At 68.3% G+C, this 13,746-nt stretch carries 16 protein-coding genes; 3 read left to right on the forward strand and 13 right to left on the reverse strand.

Features of this window, described 5'->3' with window-relative positions:
• The 11 genes from ABEA07_RS18330 to ABEA07_RS18380 form a co-directional block, all read right to left on the reverse strand.
• A partial coding sequence (locus ABEA07_RS18330) for an iron-containing alcohol dehydrogenase (RefSeq protein ID WP_345539640.1) occupies positions 1-310 on the reverse strand: 310 nt, incomplete at its 3' end.
• 19 nt (positions 311-329) lie between these two features.
• Positions 330-1,304, reverse strand: a complete 975-nt coding sequence (locus ABEA07_RS18335) for a tripartite tricarboxylate transporter substrate binding protein (RefSeq protein WP_345539641.1) — start codon at positions 1,302-1,304, stop codon at positions 330-332.
• Positions 1,305-1,339: 35 nt separating this feature from the next.
• A complete protein-coding gene (locus ABEA07_RS18340) occupies positions 1,340-2,803 on the reverse strand; it encodes an aldehyde dehydrogenase family protein (RefSeq protein WP_345539714.1) in 1,464 nt (487 codons plus the stop codon).
• A gap of 70 nt (positions 2,804-2,873) precedes the next feature.
• Entirely contained in the window at positions 2,874-3,344 is a 471-nt protein-coding gene (locus tag ABEA07_RS18345) for a nuclear transport factor 2 family protein (RefSeq protein ID WP_345539642.1), read from the reverse strand.
• 16 nt (positions 3,345-3,360) lie between these two features.
• Positions 3,361-3,732: a c-type cytochrome gene (locus ABEA07_RS18350; RefSeq protein ID WP_345539643.1), complete on the reverse strand. Its 372-nt coding sequence runs from the start codon at positions 3,730-3,732 to the stop codon at positions 3,361-3,363.
• Positions 3,729-5,477 (reverse strand): FAD-dependent oxidoreductase, encoded by a 1,749-nt coding sequence (locus ABEA07_RS18355; protein ID WP_345539644.1) that lies wholly within the window; start codon positions 5,475-5,477, stop codon positions 3,729-3,731. Before ABEA07_RS18355 ends, ABEA07_RS18350 begins: the two co-directional genes overlap by 4 nt.
• Positions 5,478-5,541: 64 nt before the next feature.
• The gene (locus ABEA07_RS18360) at positions 5,542-6,549 is read right to left on the reverse strand and encodes a hydroxyquinol 1,2-dioxygenase (RefSeq protein ID WP_345539645.1); all 1,008 of its coding nucleotides are present in this window, start codon (positions 6,547-6,549) and stop codon (positions 5,542-5,544) included.
• Positions 6,550-6,574: 25 nt separating this feature from the next.
• Positions 6,575-7,087 (reverse strand): cupin domain-containing protein, encoded by a 513-nt coding sequence (locus tag ABEA07_RS18365; RefSeq protein WP_345539646.1) that lies wholly within the window; start codon positions 7,085-7,087, stop codon positions 6,575-6,577.
• Positions 7,088-7,279: 192 nt separating this feature from the next.
• On the reverse strand, positions 7,280-7,804 hold the full coding sequence (locus ABEA07_RS18370; protein ID WP_345539647.1) for a PLP-dependent aminotransferase family protein: 525 nt from the start codon (positions 7,802-7,804) through the stop codon (positions 7,280-7,282).
• A gap of 2 nt (positions 7,805-7,806) precedes the next feature.
• A complete protein-coding gene (locus ABEA07_RS18375; RefSeq protein ID WP_345539648.1) occupies positions 7,807-8,874 on the reverse strand; it encodes an extracellular catalytic domain type 2 short-chain-length polyhydroxyalkanoate depolymerase in 1,068 nt (355 codons plus the stop codon).
• A gap of 152 nt (positions 8,875-9,026) precedes the next feature.
• Complete coding sequence (locus tag ABEA07_RS18380; protein ID WP_345539649.1) at positions 9,027-9,977, reverse strand: LysR family transcriptional regulator; 951 nt, start codon at positions 9,975-9,977, stop codon at positions 9,027-9,029.
• A 62-nt stretch (positions 9,978-10,039) separates the two neighbouring features.
• On the opposite strand from ABEA07_RS18380, the gene ABEA07_RS18385 reads away from it, so the two are divergent.
• A complete protein-coding gene (locus tag ABEA07_RS18385; protein WP_345539650.1) occupies positions 10,040-10,474 on the forward strand; it encodes a DUF1841 family protein in 435 nt (144 codons plus the stop codon).
• Here ABEA07_RS18385 and ABEA07_RS18390 read toward each other — a convergent pair.
• On the reverse strand, positions 10,450-11,412 hold the full coding sequence (locus ABEA07_RS18390) for a LysR substrate-binding domain-containing protein (RefSeq protein WP_345539651.1): 963 nt from the start codon (positions 11,410-11,412) through the stop codon (positions 10,450-10,452). The genes ABEA07_RS18385 and ABEA07_RS18390 overlap by 25 nt on opposite strands.
• A 101-nt stretch (positions 11,413-11,513) precedes the next feature.
• Between ABEA07_RS18390 and pcaH the strand changes: the two genes are divergently transcribed.
• Both pcaH and pcaG read left to right on the forward strand, forming a co-directional pair.
• On the forward strand, positions 11,514-12,245 hold the full coding sequence (gene pcaH / locus ABEA07_RS18395) for a protocatechuate 3,4-dioxygenase subunit beta (protein WP_345539652.1): 732 nt from the start codon (positions 11,514-11,516) through the stop codon (positions 12,243-12,245).
• Positions 12,246-12,264: 19 nt separating this feature from the next.
• The gene (gene pcaG / locus ABEA07_RS18400) at positions 12,265-12,870 is read left to right on the forward strand and encodes a protocatechuate 3,4-dioxygenase subunit alpha (protein ID WP_425584153.1); all 606 of its coding nucleotides are present in this window, start codon (positions 12,265-12,267) and stop codon (positions 12,868-12,870) included.
• A 63-nt stretch (positions 12,871-12,933) separates the two neighbouring features.
• Here the strand turns inward: pcaG and ABEA07_RS18405 are convergent, their stop codons facing one another.
• Entirely contained in the window at positions 12,934-13,617 is a 684-nt protein-coding gene (locus ABEA07_RS18405) for a c-type cytochrome (RefSeq protein ID WP_345539653.1), read from the reverse strand.
• Between the last annotated feature and the right edge of the window lie 129 nt (positions 13,618-13,746).

Genomic DNA, 13,746 nt, shown 5'->3' on the forward strand with positions numbered 1-13,746 from the left:
TGGCCTTGCCCAGACCCGTGGTGGAGCCGCCGCCGATGGCGATGGCGCAGTCGGCGCCAAGCCGGCGGGCCACCTCGCGCGCTTCGCGGGCGGTCTCGATCGGCACGTGCATGACGGCGCGGTCGAAGATGCCGGCGGCCTGCGGGCCGAGCAGCTCGACCACGCGCTCGGCCTGGGCGCGCTGCTCGGGGGTGCTGAGCACCAGGGCGCGCCGGGCACCCAGGGATCCGATCTCGCGGCCCAGCTGCGCCAGGCTGCCGGGGCCGAAGACCACGCGCTGCGGCTGGCTGGTGTAGGTGAACGCGCGCATGGCCGCCCTCTTCCTCGCGCTATTCCAGGCTCAGGCCGCGCTCGCGCACGAGGCGCGTCCACTTGTCCTGCTCGGTGCGCAAGGCAGCGGCGAATTGCTCGGGCGTGCTGGCGATGCCGCTCAGGCCCTGCTCGCGCAATCGCTGGTCGAAGGCCGGGTCGGTGACGACCTTGCGCACCTCGGCTTGCAGCCGGTCGACCACGGGGCGCGGCGTGCCGGCCGGCGCCAGCAGACCGACCCAGGAATTGACCTCGAAGCCGTGATAGCCGCTCTCGGCCACGGTGGGCGTGTCGGCGTAGGCCGGCACGCGTTGCGCGCCGGTCTGGGCCAGGGCCCGCAACTTGCCGGCCTTCACGTGCGGCTGCGCGAGCACGGCGGAGAGGAACATCATTTCGACCTGGCCGCCCAGCAGGTCCTGCTGCGCCGGGCCGCCGCCGCGGTACGGAATGTGGGTGACGAAGGTGCCGGTCCGGGCCTTGAAGAGTTCGGCCGTGAGGTGATTGCTCGATCCCGGGCCCACGCTGGCGTAGTTGAGCCGGCCTGGCTGGCTCTTGAGCAGCCCGACGAAACTCTTGAAGTCCTGCGCCGGGACCTTCGGATTCACGACCAGCACCAGCGGGTTGCTTGCGATCTGCGTGACCGGCTGGAGGTCCTTGGCGATGTCGAAGCTGAGCTTGGGATAGACCAGCGGATAGGTCGCATAGCTGTCGAACACCATCAGCAGCGTGTGGCCGTCCGGCGCGGACCGGGCCACCTCGGCCGATGCCACCGTGCCGCCGGCGCCGCCGCGGTTGTCGATGATCACCGGCTGGCCCAGCGCGGCTTGCAGGCGCGGCTGCAGCTGCCGCGCCACGTTGTCGACGATGCCGCCGGGCGGAAAGGCCACCACCACGCGCACGGGCTTGGCGGGCCAGGCCGGCTGCGCATGGGGCGCGCCGGCGGCGGCCAGGGCCAGCCCGCAGGCGGCGAGAAGACGGATTGCGGTCGAGGCCATGCCTGGTGTTCCTTTTTCGGTGATGGGTGCTTCGTTCAGCGCTTGAAGTGCGGCGGGATCTGCGCGTCGACGTTGACCCACACGCTCTTGACCTGCGTGTACTCGCGCATCGCGTCGAAGCCCATCTCGCGGCCGTAGCCACTCTGGCCGACGCCGCCGAAGGGCGAGCCCGGGTTCACGCGCTTGTAGCTGTTGATCCAGACCATGCCGGCGTGCAGGTCGCGCGCGACCTTGTGGGCGCGCTGCAGGCTGCCGGTCCAGAGGCCGCTGCCCAGGCCGTAGTCGGTGCCGTTGGCGATCTGCAGGGCCTCCTCGTCGTCCTTGAAGGTGAGCACGGTGACGAAGGGGCCGAACACCTCTTCCTGGGCCACGCGGTCGCGGAAGTTCTTCGCGCGCACCACGGTGGGCTCCACGTAGCAGCCCTTCGCGAGATCGCCTCCCGGCCCCTTGCCGCCGGCGAGCACCTCGCCGCCCTCGCCCTTCGCGACCTCGACGTAGCTCAGCACGCGTTCGCGGTGCTGCGCGCTGGTGAGCGGGCCCATCTCCGTCGCGTCGTCGAGCGGATTGCCCAGCCTGATCGACTGCGCGAGCGGGATGAACCTGTCGAGGAATGCATCTGCGATCTTCTCGTGCAGCATCAGGCGCGAGCCGGCGATGCAGGCCTGGCCCTGGTTGTGGAAGATGGCCCAGGCGCTGCCATTGACGGCGGCCGCGAGGTTGGCGTCCTCGAAGACGATGTTGGGACCCTTGCCGCCCAGCTCGAGCTGCACCTTCTTGAGGTTGCCCGCGCTGGCCGCCACGATGCGCCGGCCGGTGGCGGTGCTGCCGGTGAAGGCGATCTTCGCGATCTCCGGGTGCTCGGCGATGTACTGGCCGGCCACGCTGCCCAGGCCGGGCACCATGTTGACCACGCCGGCAGGCATGCCGGCTTCGGCCATCAGCTCGACGATCCTGAGGGAGCTCAGCGGCGTGATCTCGGCCGGCTTCATCACGATGCAGTTGCCGGCCGCGAGCGCGGGCGCCATCTTCCAGCTGGTGAACATGAGCGGGAAATTCCACGGCACCACCTGGCCCACGATGCCGACCGGCTCGCGCAGCGTGTAGTTGAGGAAGCCGGCCTCGACCGGGATGGTCTCGCCCTGGAACTTGTCGGCCATGCCGCCGAAGTAGCGAAAGCACGCGGCCGTTCGCGGCACGTCCAGCGCGCGCGAGTCGCGCACCGGGTGGCCGGTGTCCAGCGATTCGAGGCGTGCCAGTTCCTCGGCGTTGGCTTCGATCAGGTCGGCCAGCCTGAGCAGGATGCGTCCGCGGTCGGCCGCGGCCATGCGGCTCCAGGCCGGGAAGGCCCGCTTGGCGGCGGCCACCGCCTTGTCGACGTCGGCCTTGCCGGCCAGCGCGACCTGCGCGATGGTCGAGTTGTCGTGCGGGTTGAGGGTGGCCAGCGTTTCGCCCGACTCCGCATCGACGAAGCGGCCGTCGATGAAGAGCTGGTGGCGGATCGGCGTCTTGAGGCCGGCAGCCTGCTGGATGTCTGCGAGGGTCATGGTGAGAGGCACTCCCTGTTCAGTGTCAGCCCGCCTTCGCGGCAAGCCATGGGTAACGCGCCGTGTCCTTGCCGGCGTAGTCGGGGTCGAGGTAGATGAAGCAGCGCTGGATCAGGAAATCGCGCACCTCGAACACGTCGCACCAACGGCCCGCGCCCCACTCGGGCACGCCGGCGCGCCAGGGGCCGTCGGCGTGCTCGCCGTAGCTGGTGCCCTCGCAGGCGAACAGGTCGGTGCCGGTGAAGATCCAGTTGAAGCCCGCGTAGTCGTGGCGGATCGACTTGCCGCGGCTGCCGACCTCCGTGAAGAGCTTGCCGATCTCGTCCTTGCCGTTGGCCAGGCCCCACTTGGGGAAGTAGACCTGGGCGTCGCTGGCGAAGAGGTCGAGGATCGAGCCGCCGGTGGAGGTGACGCCACCGTTGTCGTAGGCCTTGAGGTATTCGAGGGCGACCGACTTGCGTTGCTCGTCGGTCATGGTTTGACGGGTGAGGGCCATGGCAATGTCTCCTTCTTCACTTGAGTGACTGCATGTACTCGATGAGCGCGGCGCGCTTCTTCGGGTCGTCCTGGAAATAGGCCATCGTGCTGCCGGGCGCGACGGCCTGCGTGTCGGTGAGCCACTTGTCGAGCAGGGCGCGGTCCCAGGTCTTGCCCTTCATCGCGTCGAGGTACTGCTTCGAGTAGGTGAAGCCGGCGGCGCCCGCGGCCGGCTTGCCGAGCAGGCCGTACAGGTTGGGGCCGACACCGTGGGGCTCGCCCTTGCCGAAGGTGTGGCACTGGGCGCAGGCGGACTGGGCGAGGCGCTGGCCGACCGACTGGGCCTGCGCCGGGTTCCCCGCCAGCCACAGGAACGCGGCGAGTGGCAGCAGCAGCGACGTCTTCATGCCGCGCTCCTGCTCTCAGCATGGGCCGCGTTGGCGGCACGGTAGGCGAAGGCAATGATCGGCCCGAGCGTCGCGCCGCCGGCCCAGTAGGCACGGCCCGAGGCCGAGGCCACGCAGTTGCCGACGCCGTAGAGGCCGGGGATGGGCTGGTCGCGGCCATCGAGCACGCGGCCGTTCGTGTCGGTCTTGGGGCCGCCCTTGGTGTCGAGCGTGCCGGCCACCACCAGCGCCGCGTAGTAGGGACCGCTTTCGGCGAGGGGCCACATCGTCGGGTTGCTGCGGCCGGGCTCTTCCTTCACGTCGCCGTTGAAGAGCTGCTCCACGACGCGCTCGCCGCGGTGGAAGTCGAGGTCCTTGCCGGTCTTGGCGAACTGGTTGAAGCGCGCGATGGCGGCCTGCAGGTTGGGCAGGAACTCGGGCGCGAGCTTCGCGCCGCCGGTGACGCCGGCGTACTTGGCCAGGCGCTCGTCGATGGCGCGCGCCAGCTCGGGCAAGGTCGCGCCCTTGATCACGTGGCGGTCGTCGGTGCCGGGCGGCACGATGAGGCGGCCGTACTCGGCGCTGGCCGAGTGCTGCTGCGAGCGCTGGTCCCAGATGGCGATGCGCACGAGGTTGGGGTACTCGGCCTTGGCGCCGTCCCATTCGAAGAAGGTCTGGGCCAGCTCGTTGTACTGCAGCTTCTCGTTGACGTTGCGCTGCCCGTACTTGTTGACGAAGAGCATCGAGTCGCCGGCCACCGAGAACATGCCGGAGATGGAGCCGTCCTTCGCGACCGCCTTCTCCAGCGGGATCGGGCAGGTCCAGGCGTAGTTCATGTTGCGCAGCTGAGCGCCCAGCGGACCGGCCAGGGCCACGAAGTCGCCCTCGTTGCTGGGCGCGGCGCAGCCGCCGTAGATCGGGCCGTTCAGGAAGTTCTTGCGCAGCTCGACGTTGTGGGTGAAGCCGCCGGTAGCGAAGATGACCGCCTTGCGGGCGCGCAGGCGCACGGTGGCGTCGAGTTCGTCCTTGGCCTCGACGCCGATCACGCGGCCTGTCTTGTCCTGCAGGATCTTGGTGACGCGCATGCCGGTGCGGATCGGGATGCCTTCCTGCCGCGCCTTGGTGGACATGGTGCGCACGGCCACCAGGCCGCCGTCGGACATGCTGGCGATCGCGTCCCTGGGCACCAGCACGCGGCCCTTGGGCGCCTTGTCCTCGGGCAGCTCGGCGAAGTAGTCGGGCACCTCGGCGACGTGACGGTACGGCAGCGCGCCCTTGCTGGCCAGCAGCTCCGCGGCGGGCGAGGCGCTGTCATAGAAGGCGGCGCACATGTCGTACTCCCACTGACTGAAGCCATAGCGCGGGTGGTTGGGGTCATAGCCCTGCGGGTTCGACAGGCGCGCCACGTACTTGAGGAAGTCGGGCTTGGGGTCGGCGATGCCGGCCTTCTTCATGGCCTCGTTGTTCGGCACCCAGTACCAGAAGGCGGCCTTGGCGGTGGTGCCGCCGATGCTGCCGGCCTTCTCCAGAATCACGGCGCTGTTGCCCTGCCAGCGGGCGAAGAGCGCGGAGGCCAGGCCGCCGGCGCCGCTGCCGGCGACGACGACGTCGTAGGTGGCGTCGAAGGCAGGCGCCGTGGCGGCGTCGGCCTCCTGCGTGCCGAGGCCGAGGGTGGCGGCGGCCACGGCCGCGGAGCCGGCGCCGGCCTGCTGCATGAATCGCCGGCGCGAGGCTGCGCCGGCATCGCACCGGATGGGGTCTGCCATGAATGTCTCCTCAAACTGGAAGCAAAGCTCGGAAGGACGCGCCGCAAGTGCGGCGCGTTGTCCCCTAAAAACTCACGGGGATCTCGGGGCTTTCACCCTTCTGGATCTCGTAGACCAGGCTCGGAGAGCCGTTCTCCCACACCAGCAGCATCGAGCGCTTGGGGCTGTAGCCCTGGTGGCGGCAGTAGGCGGGCATGGCGGCCATGTCGCCGGCCTTCATGATGACGCGGGCCATCGGGCGGCCGGTGTTCTTGTCGCCGCAGTCCCAGTGGATCTCGTCGGTCATCTGGAAGAACCACTCGACGCGGTCGTTGCCGTGGATGATCGGCAGAATGTGCTCCTCGGTGGTGGGGCACATGAAGCTGTGCTTGACGACGGAGGTGAAGCTGGGGTTCCAGGTGACCTGCGAGCGGCTCAGGAAGCCGAAGAGGTTGAAGGCGTGAACCTCGTTCTCGAAGCCGGGCTCGGGGTGCAGTTCGGGCTGGGCCTGAGGCACATCGGCGAAGGCACGGTTGACCGGGGCGCCGGTGTCGTCGCTGCGCAGGCGCAGGTCGTCCTTCAGGCCCACGCAGCGCTTGGCCAGCTCGCGCGCCCGGGTGATCTTGGCGGTGTTGCTGCCCTTCTTGCGGCCGTAGGGCGAGCCGGTTTCCTGCGGTGCGGCGAAGGGGTCGAAGCTCTCGTTGGTCCAATCGTCGAGCATGGCCTCGAAGGTGGCGCGGATCTGGGCGGTGGGAAAGTTCTCCAGCAGGTCGATGCCGGCTTCCTTCATGGTGCCGTTGTAGCTGCCGGCATAGAGGTCGACCGACTGGTAGTGGTTGACGGTGCCGACCACGTCGTCGAAGTTGACCCAGCCGTAGAAGAAGCCCCAGGCCACGTCGCGCATCAGCGCGCGCAGGTAGTTGCCGACGTCCATGGTGTGGCTCATCGGACGGCCGTCCTTGGTCTTCCAGGTGATGTGAGCGAAGTACTCGTCGCGGTGGAAGCCGAAGCTGCCGAGGGTGAAGTCCTTGTAGCCGAGGGTGGCGTCGGGCTGGGAGGCGATGACCTTGGCGAGTTCTGCGGGGGCGTTCATGGTGTGGCTCCTGTCTCTTGTTGCGTCAGTGCGTCTGGCAGATGTCGGCCCACCGCTCGACGGAGAGGTCGCCCTTGCAGGTCTGCAGCACGATGACGCCGGGTTCGCCGTGGGTGCGGAACTGGTACGCGGTGTTCTTGGGCAGCAGGCCCTGGTGGCCGCGCGTGAGCTTCATCCAGCCCATCTTCTGGCCCTGGGGTTCGCCCTGGACAAGGACGGCGCCGTTCTTCTCGGTGTCGGCGACGGCCTGCGCGCCGTCGAGCTTGACGAGGTGGATCTCGACCTCGCCGTCCATGACCAGTGCGAACTCGTCGTGCGCGCAGGTGTACCAGGGCGAGTGGCCTTCGGCGCGAAGGGTCTCCAGCACGTAGATCTGGTTCTGGCCGAAGACGACTTTCTCGTACGGCTTGCTCTTGCTGGCGATGTCGAAGCAGTTGGACATCGCATAGTGCTTCACGTCGTCGTCGATGGGTTCGACGTGGCCCTTCTCGTAATTCTTGAGTGAACCGAAGCGGGTCTGGTAGGCGGTGGCGGTCATGGGCTTGTCTCCTTCAGGTCAGCGGGCAGCGCCGTGCTGCGATGGCTGAACTGTAGGAAGCGAAGCGCCCGGGCGGTAGGGATCGGATGCGGGCCGCATTGTTCGCCGATTGCGGTCAATCGGCAGGGTTTTCCCTGGATCGGGAAGGGCTGGCAGCCGCCTCGCTGCCATCCCTCCGGCGGACTCAGGGGGCTACACCGGCTCCTGCTTCTGCGCGACCCAGTAGCCGAGGTTGACCTGGATGGTCTCCATCAGACCCGCCATCTGAGAAGCCTGGTCCGCGAGCAGCGCGCCGAACTGGGCGACCAGGTTGTATTCGCGCTCCACGTACTTCGACAGCGTGTTGGCGTGCCGCTGCTCGGCGCTTTCGTGCATCAGCACCGTCAGGCCCTCGATCCAGCTGTTGTGCTGTTTGCGCAGGCGCTCCATCACGGCCTGCTGCATCGCGGACAGCTCGACCAGGTCCTGCGGCTCCAGGCGCATGGGCAAGGTCGTCGCCATGGCCCAGGCCGTGCCGGCGCCGCGCGCACCCAGCTGCGCAAGCATCAGGTGCAGCTTCTGCATACGCACGAGGGGCGCCGGCGAGAGCGCGATCGTTGCCACGCGGGAGGGCGGCACATCGGGTTGCGTCGCGTTCGGCCCGGAGGGCTGCGGCACGGCGTCGGAGGACGGGCTGGGCGATGGCGTGGCGCCTTGCCGGGTGGGGGTGCGTGCCATCGTCAACCTCCCAGGCGGGTCAGCATGCCGTGGATGGCACGGATCTGGATCGCGTTGCGCGAGTAGTAGTCGGGCTTGCGCGAGCTGGTGCTCGTATAGCCCCACCAGTCCCAGCAGCCGTCCGGGTTCTGGGTCTCGCCGTCGTCGGTGCCCTGGGCCTGCGGGTAGAGCACGATGATGTCGTTGCTGTCCGCGATGTGGTTGTAGCCCGTGGTCGTCACGTAGCGGTTGCCGTAGGGCGGGTTGTTGCGGATGTCGGGCCGGCCGTTGACGTAGTTCACGTAGTTGTAGCCCTGCTTGCAGCCGTGCAGCGCAATGTGCACGCGGGCCGGCGCACCCTCCTCCACGGCGCGCGGCACGTAGGCATAGCCGTAGCGGCTCATGCTGGCGCGTGCCTCGCCGCCGAAGAACTCGGTCTGGTCGAAGCGGAACAGGCGGCCCTCCAGCCGCTCCGACGGCGGCTTCAGCGGCCCGTAGATGTGGCGCAGGATGTCGTGCGACTGCATGAAGCCCCCGTGGTTGATGTAGGGCGGCTCGTTGGCGCCGAGCGGCGAATCCTCGGGGTTGTCGGTGATGATGGAATGGCCGGCCGGCACGTCGTCGTGGTAGGCGATGTGTTCGGCCTGGACGCCGAGCAGGCGGTAGAAACTGCGCGTGCGCTCGACCACGTCGGAGTACACGACCTCGTCCTTGTTGCCGGTGAAGATGTAGACGCGGTCGCCGGCCAGGTGTTCGACCTCGTCGATCTCGCCGGCCGCCGCCGCCTCGCGGGCCCAGTCGGCCAGGCGCTCGGCGTCCGGGGCGGTCTGCGGCACGAGCGGGTTCATGCAGATGTACATGGCGCCCTGCACGTAGGCATCCTCCGCCAGCAGGGCGGCACCGCGGTAGGACTCCGCGCAGCGGAAGGGACCGCCGGCGATCACGCCCGCGCCCACGAAGCTCGACGAATGCGCCAGGTGCAGCTGCACCGTCATGAAGGCACCGGAGGACAGGCCGGACACGGAGCTCTGCCCGCGTTTGACCTTGTACTTGCCCAATTGGACGACCTTGGCATCGACATCGTTGCTCATGACTCTCCTTTTCTGATCTGGATGGAATCAGGCGCAGGAGACCTCCCCCCGACGCCCCTGTTGCTGCAGTGCAGCAACGGGCTTATATCGGAACGGCCGGCGCCCCGCAACAGGGCAAAGCCGGCCCGGCACGCACACGAGTACCTTCGCTTTCAGGGGTCGGAGATCGGGTCGGCGGGCAGCAATCCGCGCTCGACCATCGCCGCATCCCACGGCGCCACGCGCGAGAAGGCCGCCGTGATGTGCTCGATGAACAGCTTGAGCTTGAATGCGTTGCGCGAGGTTTCCGCATAGACCGCGCTGAGGGAGAAGGAAGAGAGCTGATGCTCGGGCATCACGATCGTCAAGTCGCCGCGCAGGATCGGCTCGCCCGCCACCAGCGTCGGCAGGCAGACGATGCCCGCATGTTCCAGCGCGTACTCGCGCAGCAGGTGCACGCTGTTGGTCAGCAGCGCCGCGGTCATGTACAGCGTGATCTGCTCGCCCCCATGGTGGAAGGTCCAGCGGTCGCGGCTCGGGTAGCCGGAGTAGAGGCCCAGCCGATGCTTGTGCAGGTCGCGCGGGCTCTGAGGCACGCCGTTGGCGCGCAGGTATTCCGGCGTGGCGCAGAAGACCCGGCGCACCGGGAAGAGCGGGCGTGAGATCAGTTCGGTGGAGGCGGCCGGGAAGATCTGCAGCGCGCAGTCCACGCCCGCCTTCACCGGGTCGACCACCGCGTCGCTCACGATCAGCTCGAGATGGATGTCCGGATAGCTGGACTGGAAGGCGCGCAACACCCCGGCCAGGTGGCCCAGCACGAAGCCGGTGAGCGCATGGATGCGCAGCGTGCCGGTGGGCCCCGCGCGCGCGCCGCGCATCTGGTCCATCACGTCGTGGGCCCGGCCCACCAGTTCCGTGCAGTCGCGCAGGAAGGCCTGGCCCACGTCGCTGAGGCGGACCACGCGTGTGCTGCGATGGAACAGTGGCGCGCCCACGTGGTCCTCCAGCTGCTTCACGCGGGTGGTGACAACCGACTTGGCCACCCGCATCTGCCGTGCCGCCTCGGCGAAGCTCTGCGTCTGCGCGACCCGGACGAATGTCTCTATGTTTTCAAGTCGGTCCATGGGGCGCAAATGTAGCGGCCGCGTGCGTCATGTGTCCCTGGGGCCGGTGCTAACCTCGGCGCATGTTCAATCCCACCCAGGAAGAAGTGCGCCGCTTTTTCTGCGACGTCTACGCCAAGAGCCGACAGGGCCTGCCGTTGGAGGCGCTGGAGATCATCGCAAGCCACTGGATCGACGAGCACCCCGAGTACCACGCCGACCTGATGGACGCCGACGCGGCGGTGGCGCGGCTCTACGACGGCGGGGACGGGCGCGAGAACCCCTTCCTTCATCTCTCGATGCACCTGTCGATCAGCGAGCAGTGCTCGATCGATCAGCCGCGCGGAATCCGCCAGGCGGTCGAGTTGCTGGCCGCCCGCCGCGACTCGCTGCTGGAGGCGCACCACGAGGCCATGGAATGCCTGGGCCAGATGATGTGGGAGAGCCAGCGCGCCGGCCGCCCGCCCGATGGCGAGGCCTACGTGGCCTGCGTTCAGCGGCGGGCCACGCGCGACTGAGGGATGCCGCCCGCTTCGCGCAACAGCGCGATCAGGGCCTGGCGCGCCGCCGAGGGCTCCGCATCGCTGCGCAGCAGCAGGCCCACCGGCTCCTCCGTGCCCGCGGTGTCGACCGCCAGCCGCACCAGCAGGCCGCTGGCCAGGTCGTCCTGCGCCGCGCCGACGGGCGTGAACCACACGGCGTCGGAGCGCACAAGCAGCGCGCGGGCCACCGAGAGATCCAGCGTCTGCGTGACGGGCGGCGGCAGGCGCAGGCCGAGGCCCGAGAGGAAGCTCTCGGTGTGGTGGCGCGGGATCGTGCCCTCGCCGTAGACCACGAGCGGCTGCTGCAGCACTTCCTGGACCGAAGGGGCGCGCTTGGCCAGCGGATGGCCGGCCCGCGCGACCAAGGCCAGCGGCTCGGTGTAGAGCAATTCGAAGGTCAGGCCGGCCATGAGTTGCGGATCGCTCATCCGGCCGACCACGAGGTCCAGCTCGCCCGCGCGCAGCGCATCGAGCAAGGCGGCGTTGGCACCTGTCTGAATCTGCAGCTGCAGCGCGGGCAGGCGCTCGCGCAGCGCGGCCAGCGCCGGTGGCAGCAAGGAGGGGGCGACGCTGGGCAGCGCGCCGACACGCAGGCGCTGCACGCGAGCGCCCGAGGCCGGCATCAGCGCCTGGGCGCCTGCGTCCAGCGCGTCCAGCACGCGCAGGGCATGGGCCAGCAGCTGATCACCGGCCGCCGTGAAGCCCTGGATACCACGCCGGCCCGCAGTCCCACGATCGACAAGGCGCTCGCCCACCAGAGCCTCCAGCTCGGCCAGGGTCTTCGAGACCGCCGGCTGGCTCAGAGCAAGCCGCTCGGCGGCGCGCGCCAGATGGCGCTCCTGCGCCACCGCCACCAGGCAGCGCAGATGTCGCAACTGCACGCCGCGCAGGAAGGACTCGGGATCGGCCGCCATTCAATTACCATTGGTTATGGAAAATCACAAGAACGTCAATTTACATCAGCGCTGCGCATGAATACAGTTCGGCCCACCCCCACGAACACGGAGACAAGTTCATGAGTTCTTCCACCCCCCCGAAGGGCGCGTTGCCTACCCTCAGCCCGCGCGACTGGGCCAGCCATCCCTCGTACATCTACTCGGGCTACAAGTCGACCGCCAAGCGCGGGCCGACCCGGCCGCTGATCCCGCTGAAGGCCTCGCTGGGCGAGCTGCGCCAGCCGGTGTACGGCCACGACAGCATCGGCGAGCTGGACCACGACCTGACCCGCAACGCGCGCCGCAACGGCGAGCCGCTGGGCGAACGCATGATCCTCACCGGCCAGGTGCTGGACGAGCGGCGCCGCCCGGTGCGCAACACGCTGGTGGAGCTGTGGCAGGCCAATGCCTGCGGCCGCTACGTGCACAAGGTGGACCGGCACGACGCACCGCTGGACCCGAACTTCCTCGGCGCCGGCCGCTGCATGACCGACGACGAGGGCCGCTACCGCTTCCTCACCATCAAGCCGGGTGCCTATCCGTGGGGCAACCATCCGAACGCATGGCGGCCGCAGCACATCCACCTGTCGCTGTTCGGCGAGCACTTCGGCAGCCGGCTGGTGACGCAGATGTACTTCCCGGGCGACCCGCTGCACCAGTACGACCCGATGATCACCGGAACGCCGGAGAAGGTGCGCAGCCGGCTCATCGCCGACTTCAGCCTCGACGTCACCGAAGAGGGCTACGCGCTCGGCTACGTGTTCGACATGGTGCTGCGCGGCGCCGACGAGACGCCTTTCGAAAACCGCTGACCCCCAGGAGACACCCATCATGATGAGCGGACTCGAGTCCAACTTCGGCCAGACACCTTCGCAAACGGTCGGCCCCTACTTCGCCTACGGCCTGACGGCCACCCAGTACGGCTACGACTTCGACCAGCCCTTCGACGCGGTGCTTGCGCTGGACAACGCGCGCGGCGAACGCATCCGCATCGAGGGCCGGGTGATCGACGGCGACGGCAAGCCGATCGACGATGCCCTGGTCGAGATCAGCCAACCCGACGGCACCGGGGCCTATCCGCAGTCGGTGGAAGATGCGCAGGCCATGGGCTTTCGCGCCTTCGGCCGCATGGGAACCGGCACCGATGCGAAGAACCGCTTCGTGTTCCACACCGTCAAGCCGGGTGCCGAATCGCCCGGCGAGGCGCCGCACGTGAACGTGATCGTGCTGATGCGCGGCATGCTGCTGCACGCCTTCACCCGCCTCTACTTCAGCGACGAGGCGAAGGCGAATGCGCAGGACCCGGTGCTGGCCAGCGTGCCGGTGGAACGGCGCCAGACGCTGATCGCGCAACGCAGCGAGACGGGCGGGCAGGTGACGTACCGCTTCGACATCCACATGCAGGGGCCGGACGAGACCGTGTTCTTCGACGTGTGAGCGCCGCCGGCGCGCCGAAAGTAAAAAGCCCGCTCGCAGCGGGCTTTTGACTTCGGTGGCGATTTACTTCGCGTGATGGATGCGCGACTCCGGCACCGTCTTCAGTTCGCCGGGCAGCGAGCTGACGTAGCTCGCGAGTTCCTTGAGTTCGGCGTTGCTGAACTTCTTGGCCTGCCCGCTCATCACGCCGTTGGAACGCCCGATGGTCATGCTCTTCTCGGTCTTGTAGGACTTGAGGGCCACGTAGAGGTAATCGGCGTGCTGGCCGGCCAGCTTCGGCACCGTGCCGTCGTTCGGCGTGTTGAAGTTGGCGCCGTGGCACTTGGTACAGGCGTTGTCCTTGTCGCGCGAGATCAGGGCCTGCACGCGCTCGCTGGGTTGGCGCGCCGCGGCGGCCGGGGGTGCATCGCCTTCCTGCACGCCGAGCTGGCTGTAGTAGGCGCCGAGGTCCGCGATGTCCTGCTCGCTGAGCGTGTCGGCGATGGCGCGCATGGTGGGGTGCTTGCGATCGCCGGTTTTGTAGGCCGTGAGAGCCGAGACGATGTACGTGGCACTCTGGCCCGCGATCATCGGAACCTTGTGAACCTCAGGGAAGCTGGCCTGGTAGCCGACGATGCCGTGGCAGCCCACGCACATGGCAACCTTCTTCGAACCGTTTTCGGCACTGCCGGTGATCTTCTGGGCCTGGGCGGAGACCGTCACACAAGCGACAGCGAGGGCAAACACCGTGGACAACAACTTGTTCATTTTGCGCGCACAATCTCGTGGAGAACTGGTTTCTTCAAGTCAACATTTGATTATATGCGGGGGCTTCTGGCGGTCCCGTGCGTGAGGCAGCAGCGGACTCGCATCGCGCGGCGCAGATGATCGGAATGT

The sequence above is a fragment of the Variovorax defluvii genome, assembly GCF_039541515.1.
Taxonomy (GTDB): Bacteria; Pseudomonadota; Gammaproteobacteria; order Burkholderiales; family Burkholderiaceae_C; genus Variovorax; species Variovorax defluvii.

Excerpts from the sequence above, each read along its gene's own strand:
- pcaG (WP_425584153.1), top strand. The coding sequence starts at position 12,265 with ATGATGAGCGGACTCGAGTCCAACTTCGGCCAGACACCTTCGCAAACG.
- pcaH (WP_345539652.1), top strand. The coding sequence starts at position 11,514 with ATGAGTTCTTCCACCCCCCCGAAGGGCGCGTTGCCTACCCTCAGCCCG.
- ABEA07_RS18345 (WP_345539642.1), bottom strand. The coding sequence starts at position 3,344 with ATGGCCCTCACCCGTCAAACCATGACCGACGAGCAACGCAAGTCGGTC.
- ABEA07_RS18380 (WP_345539649.1), bottom strand. The coding sequence starts at position 9,977 with ATGGACCGACTTGAAAACATAGAGACATTCGTCCGGGTCGCGCAGACG.
- ABEA07_RS18370 (WP_345539647.1), bottom strand. The coding sequence starts at position 7,804 with ATGGCACGCACCCCCACCCGGCAAGGCGCCACGCCATCGCCCAGCCCG.
- ABEA07_RS18335 (WP_345539641.1), bottom strand. The coding sequence starts at position 1,304 with ATGGCCTCGACCGCAATCCGTCTTCTCGCCGCCTGCGGGCTGGCCCTG.
- ABEA07_RS18390 (WP_345539651.1), bottom strand. The coding sequence starts at position 11,412 with ATGGCGGCCGATCCCGAGTCCTTCCTGCGCGGCGTGCAGTTGCGACAT.
- ABEA07_RS18375 (WP_345539648.1), bottom strand. The coding sequence starts at position 8,874 with ATGAGCAACGATGTCGATGCCAAGGTCGTCCAATTGGGCAAGTACAAG.
- ABEA07_RS18350 (WP_345539643.1), bottom strand. The coding sequence starts at position 3,732 with ATGAAGACGTCGCTGCTGCTGCCACTCGCCGCGTTCCTGTGGCTGGCG.
- ABEA07_RS18385 (WP_345539650.1), top strand. The coding sequence starts at position 10,040 with ATGTTCAATCCCACCCAGGAAGAAGTGCGCCGCTTTTTCTGCGACGTC.
- ABEA07_RS18365 (WP_345539646.1), bottom strand. The coding sequence starts at position 7,087 with ATGACCGCCACCGCCTACCAGACCCGCTTCGGTTCACTCAAGAATTAC.
- ABEA07_RS18405 (WP_345539653.1), bottom strand. The coding sequence starts at position 13,617 with ATGAACAAGTTGTTGTCCACGGTGTTTGCCCTCGCTGTCGCTTGTGTG.
- ABEA07_RS18360 (WP_345539645.1), bottom strand. The coding sequence starts at position 6,549 with ATGAACGCCCCCGCAGAACTCGCCAAGGTCATCGCCTCCCAGCCCGAC.
- ABEA07_RS18355 (WP_345539644.1), bottom strand. The coding sequence starts at position 5,477 with ATGGCAGACCCCATCCGGTGCGATGCCGGCGCAGCCTCGCGCCGGCGA.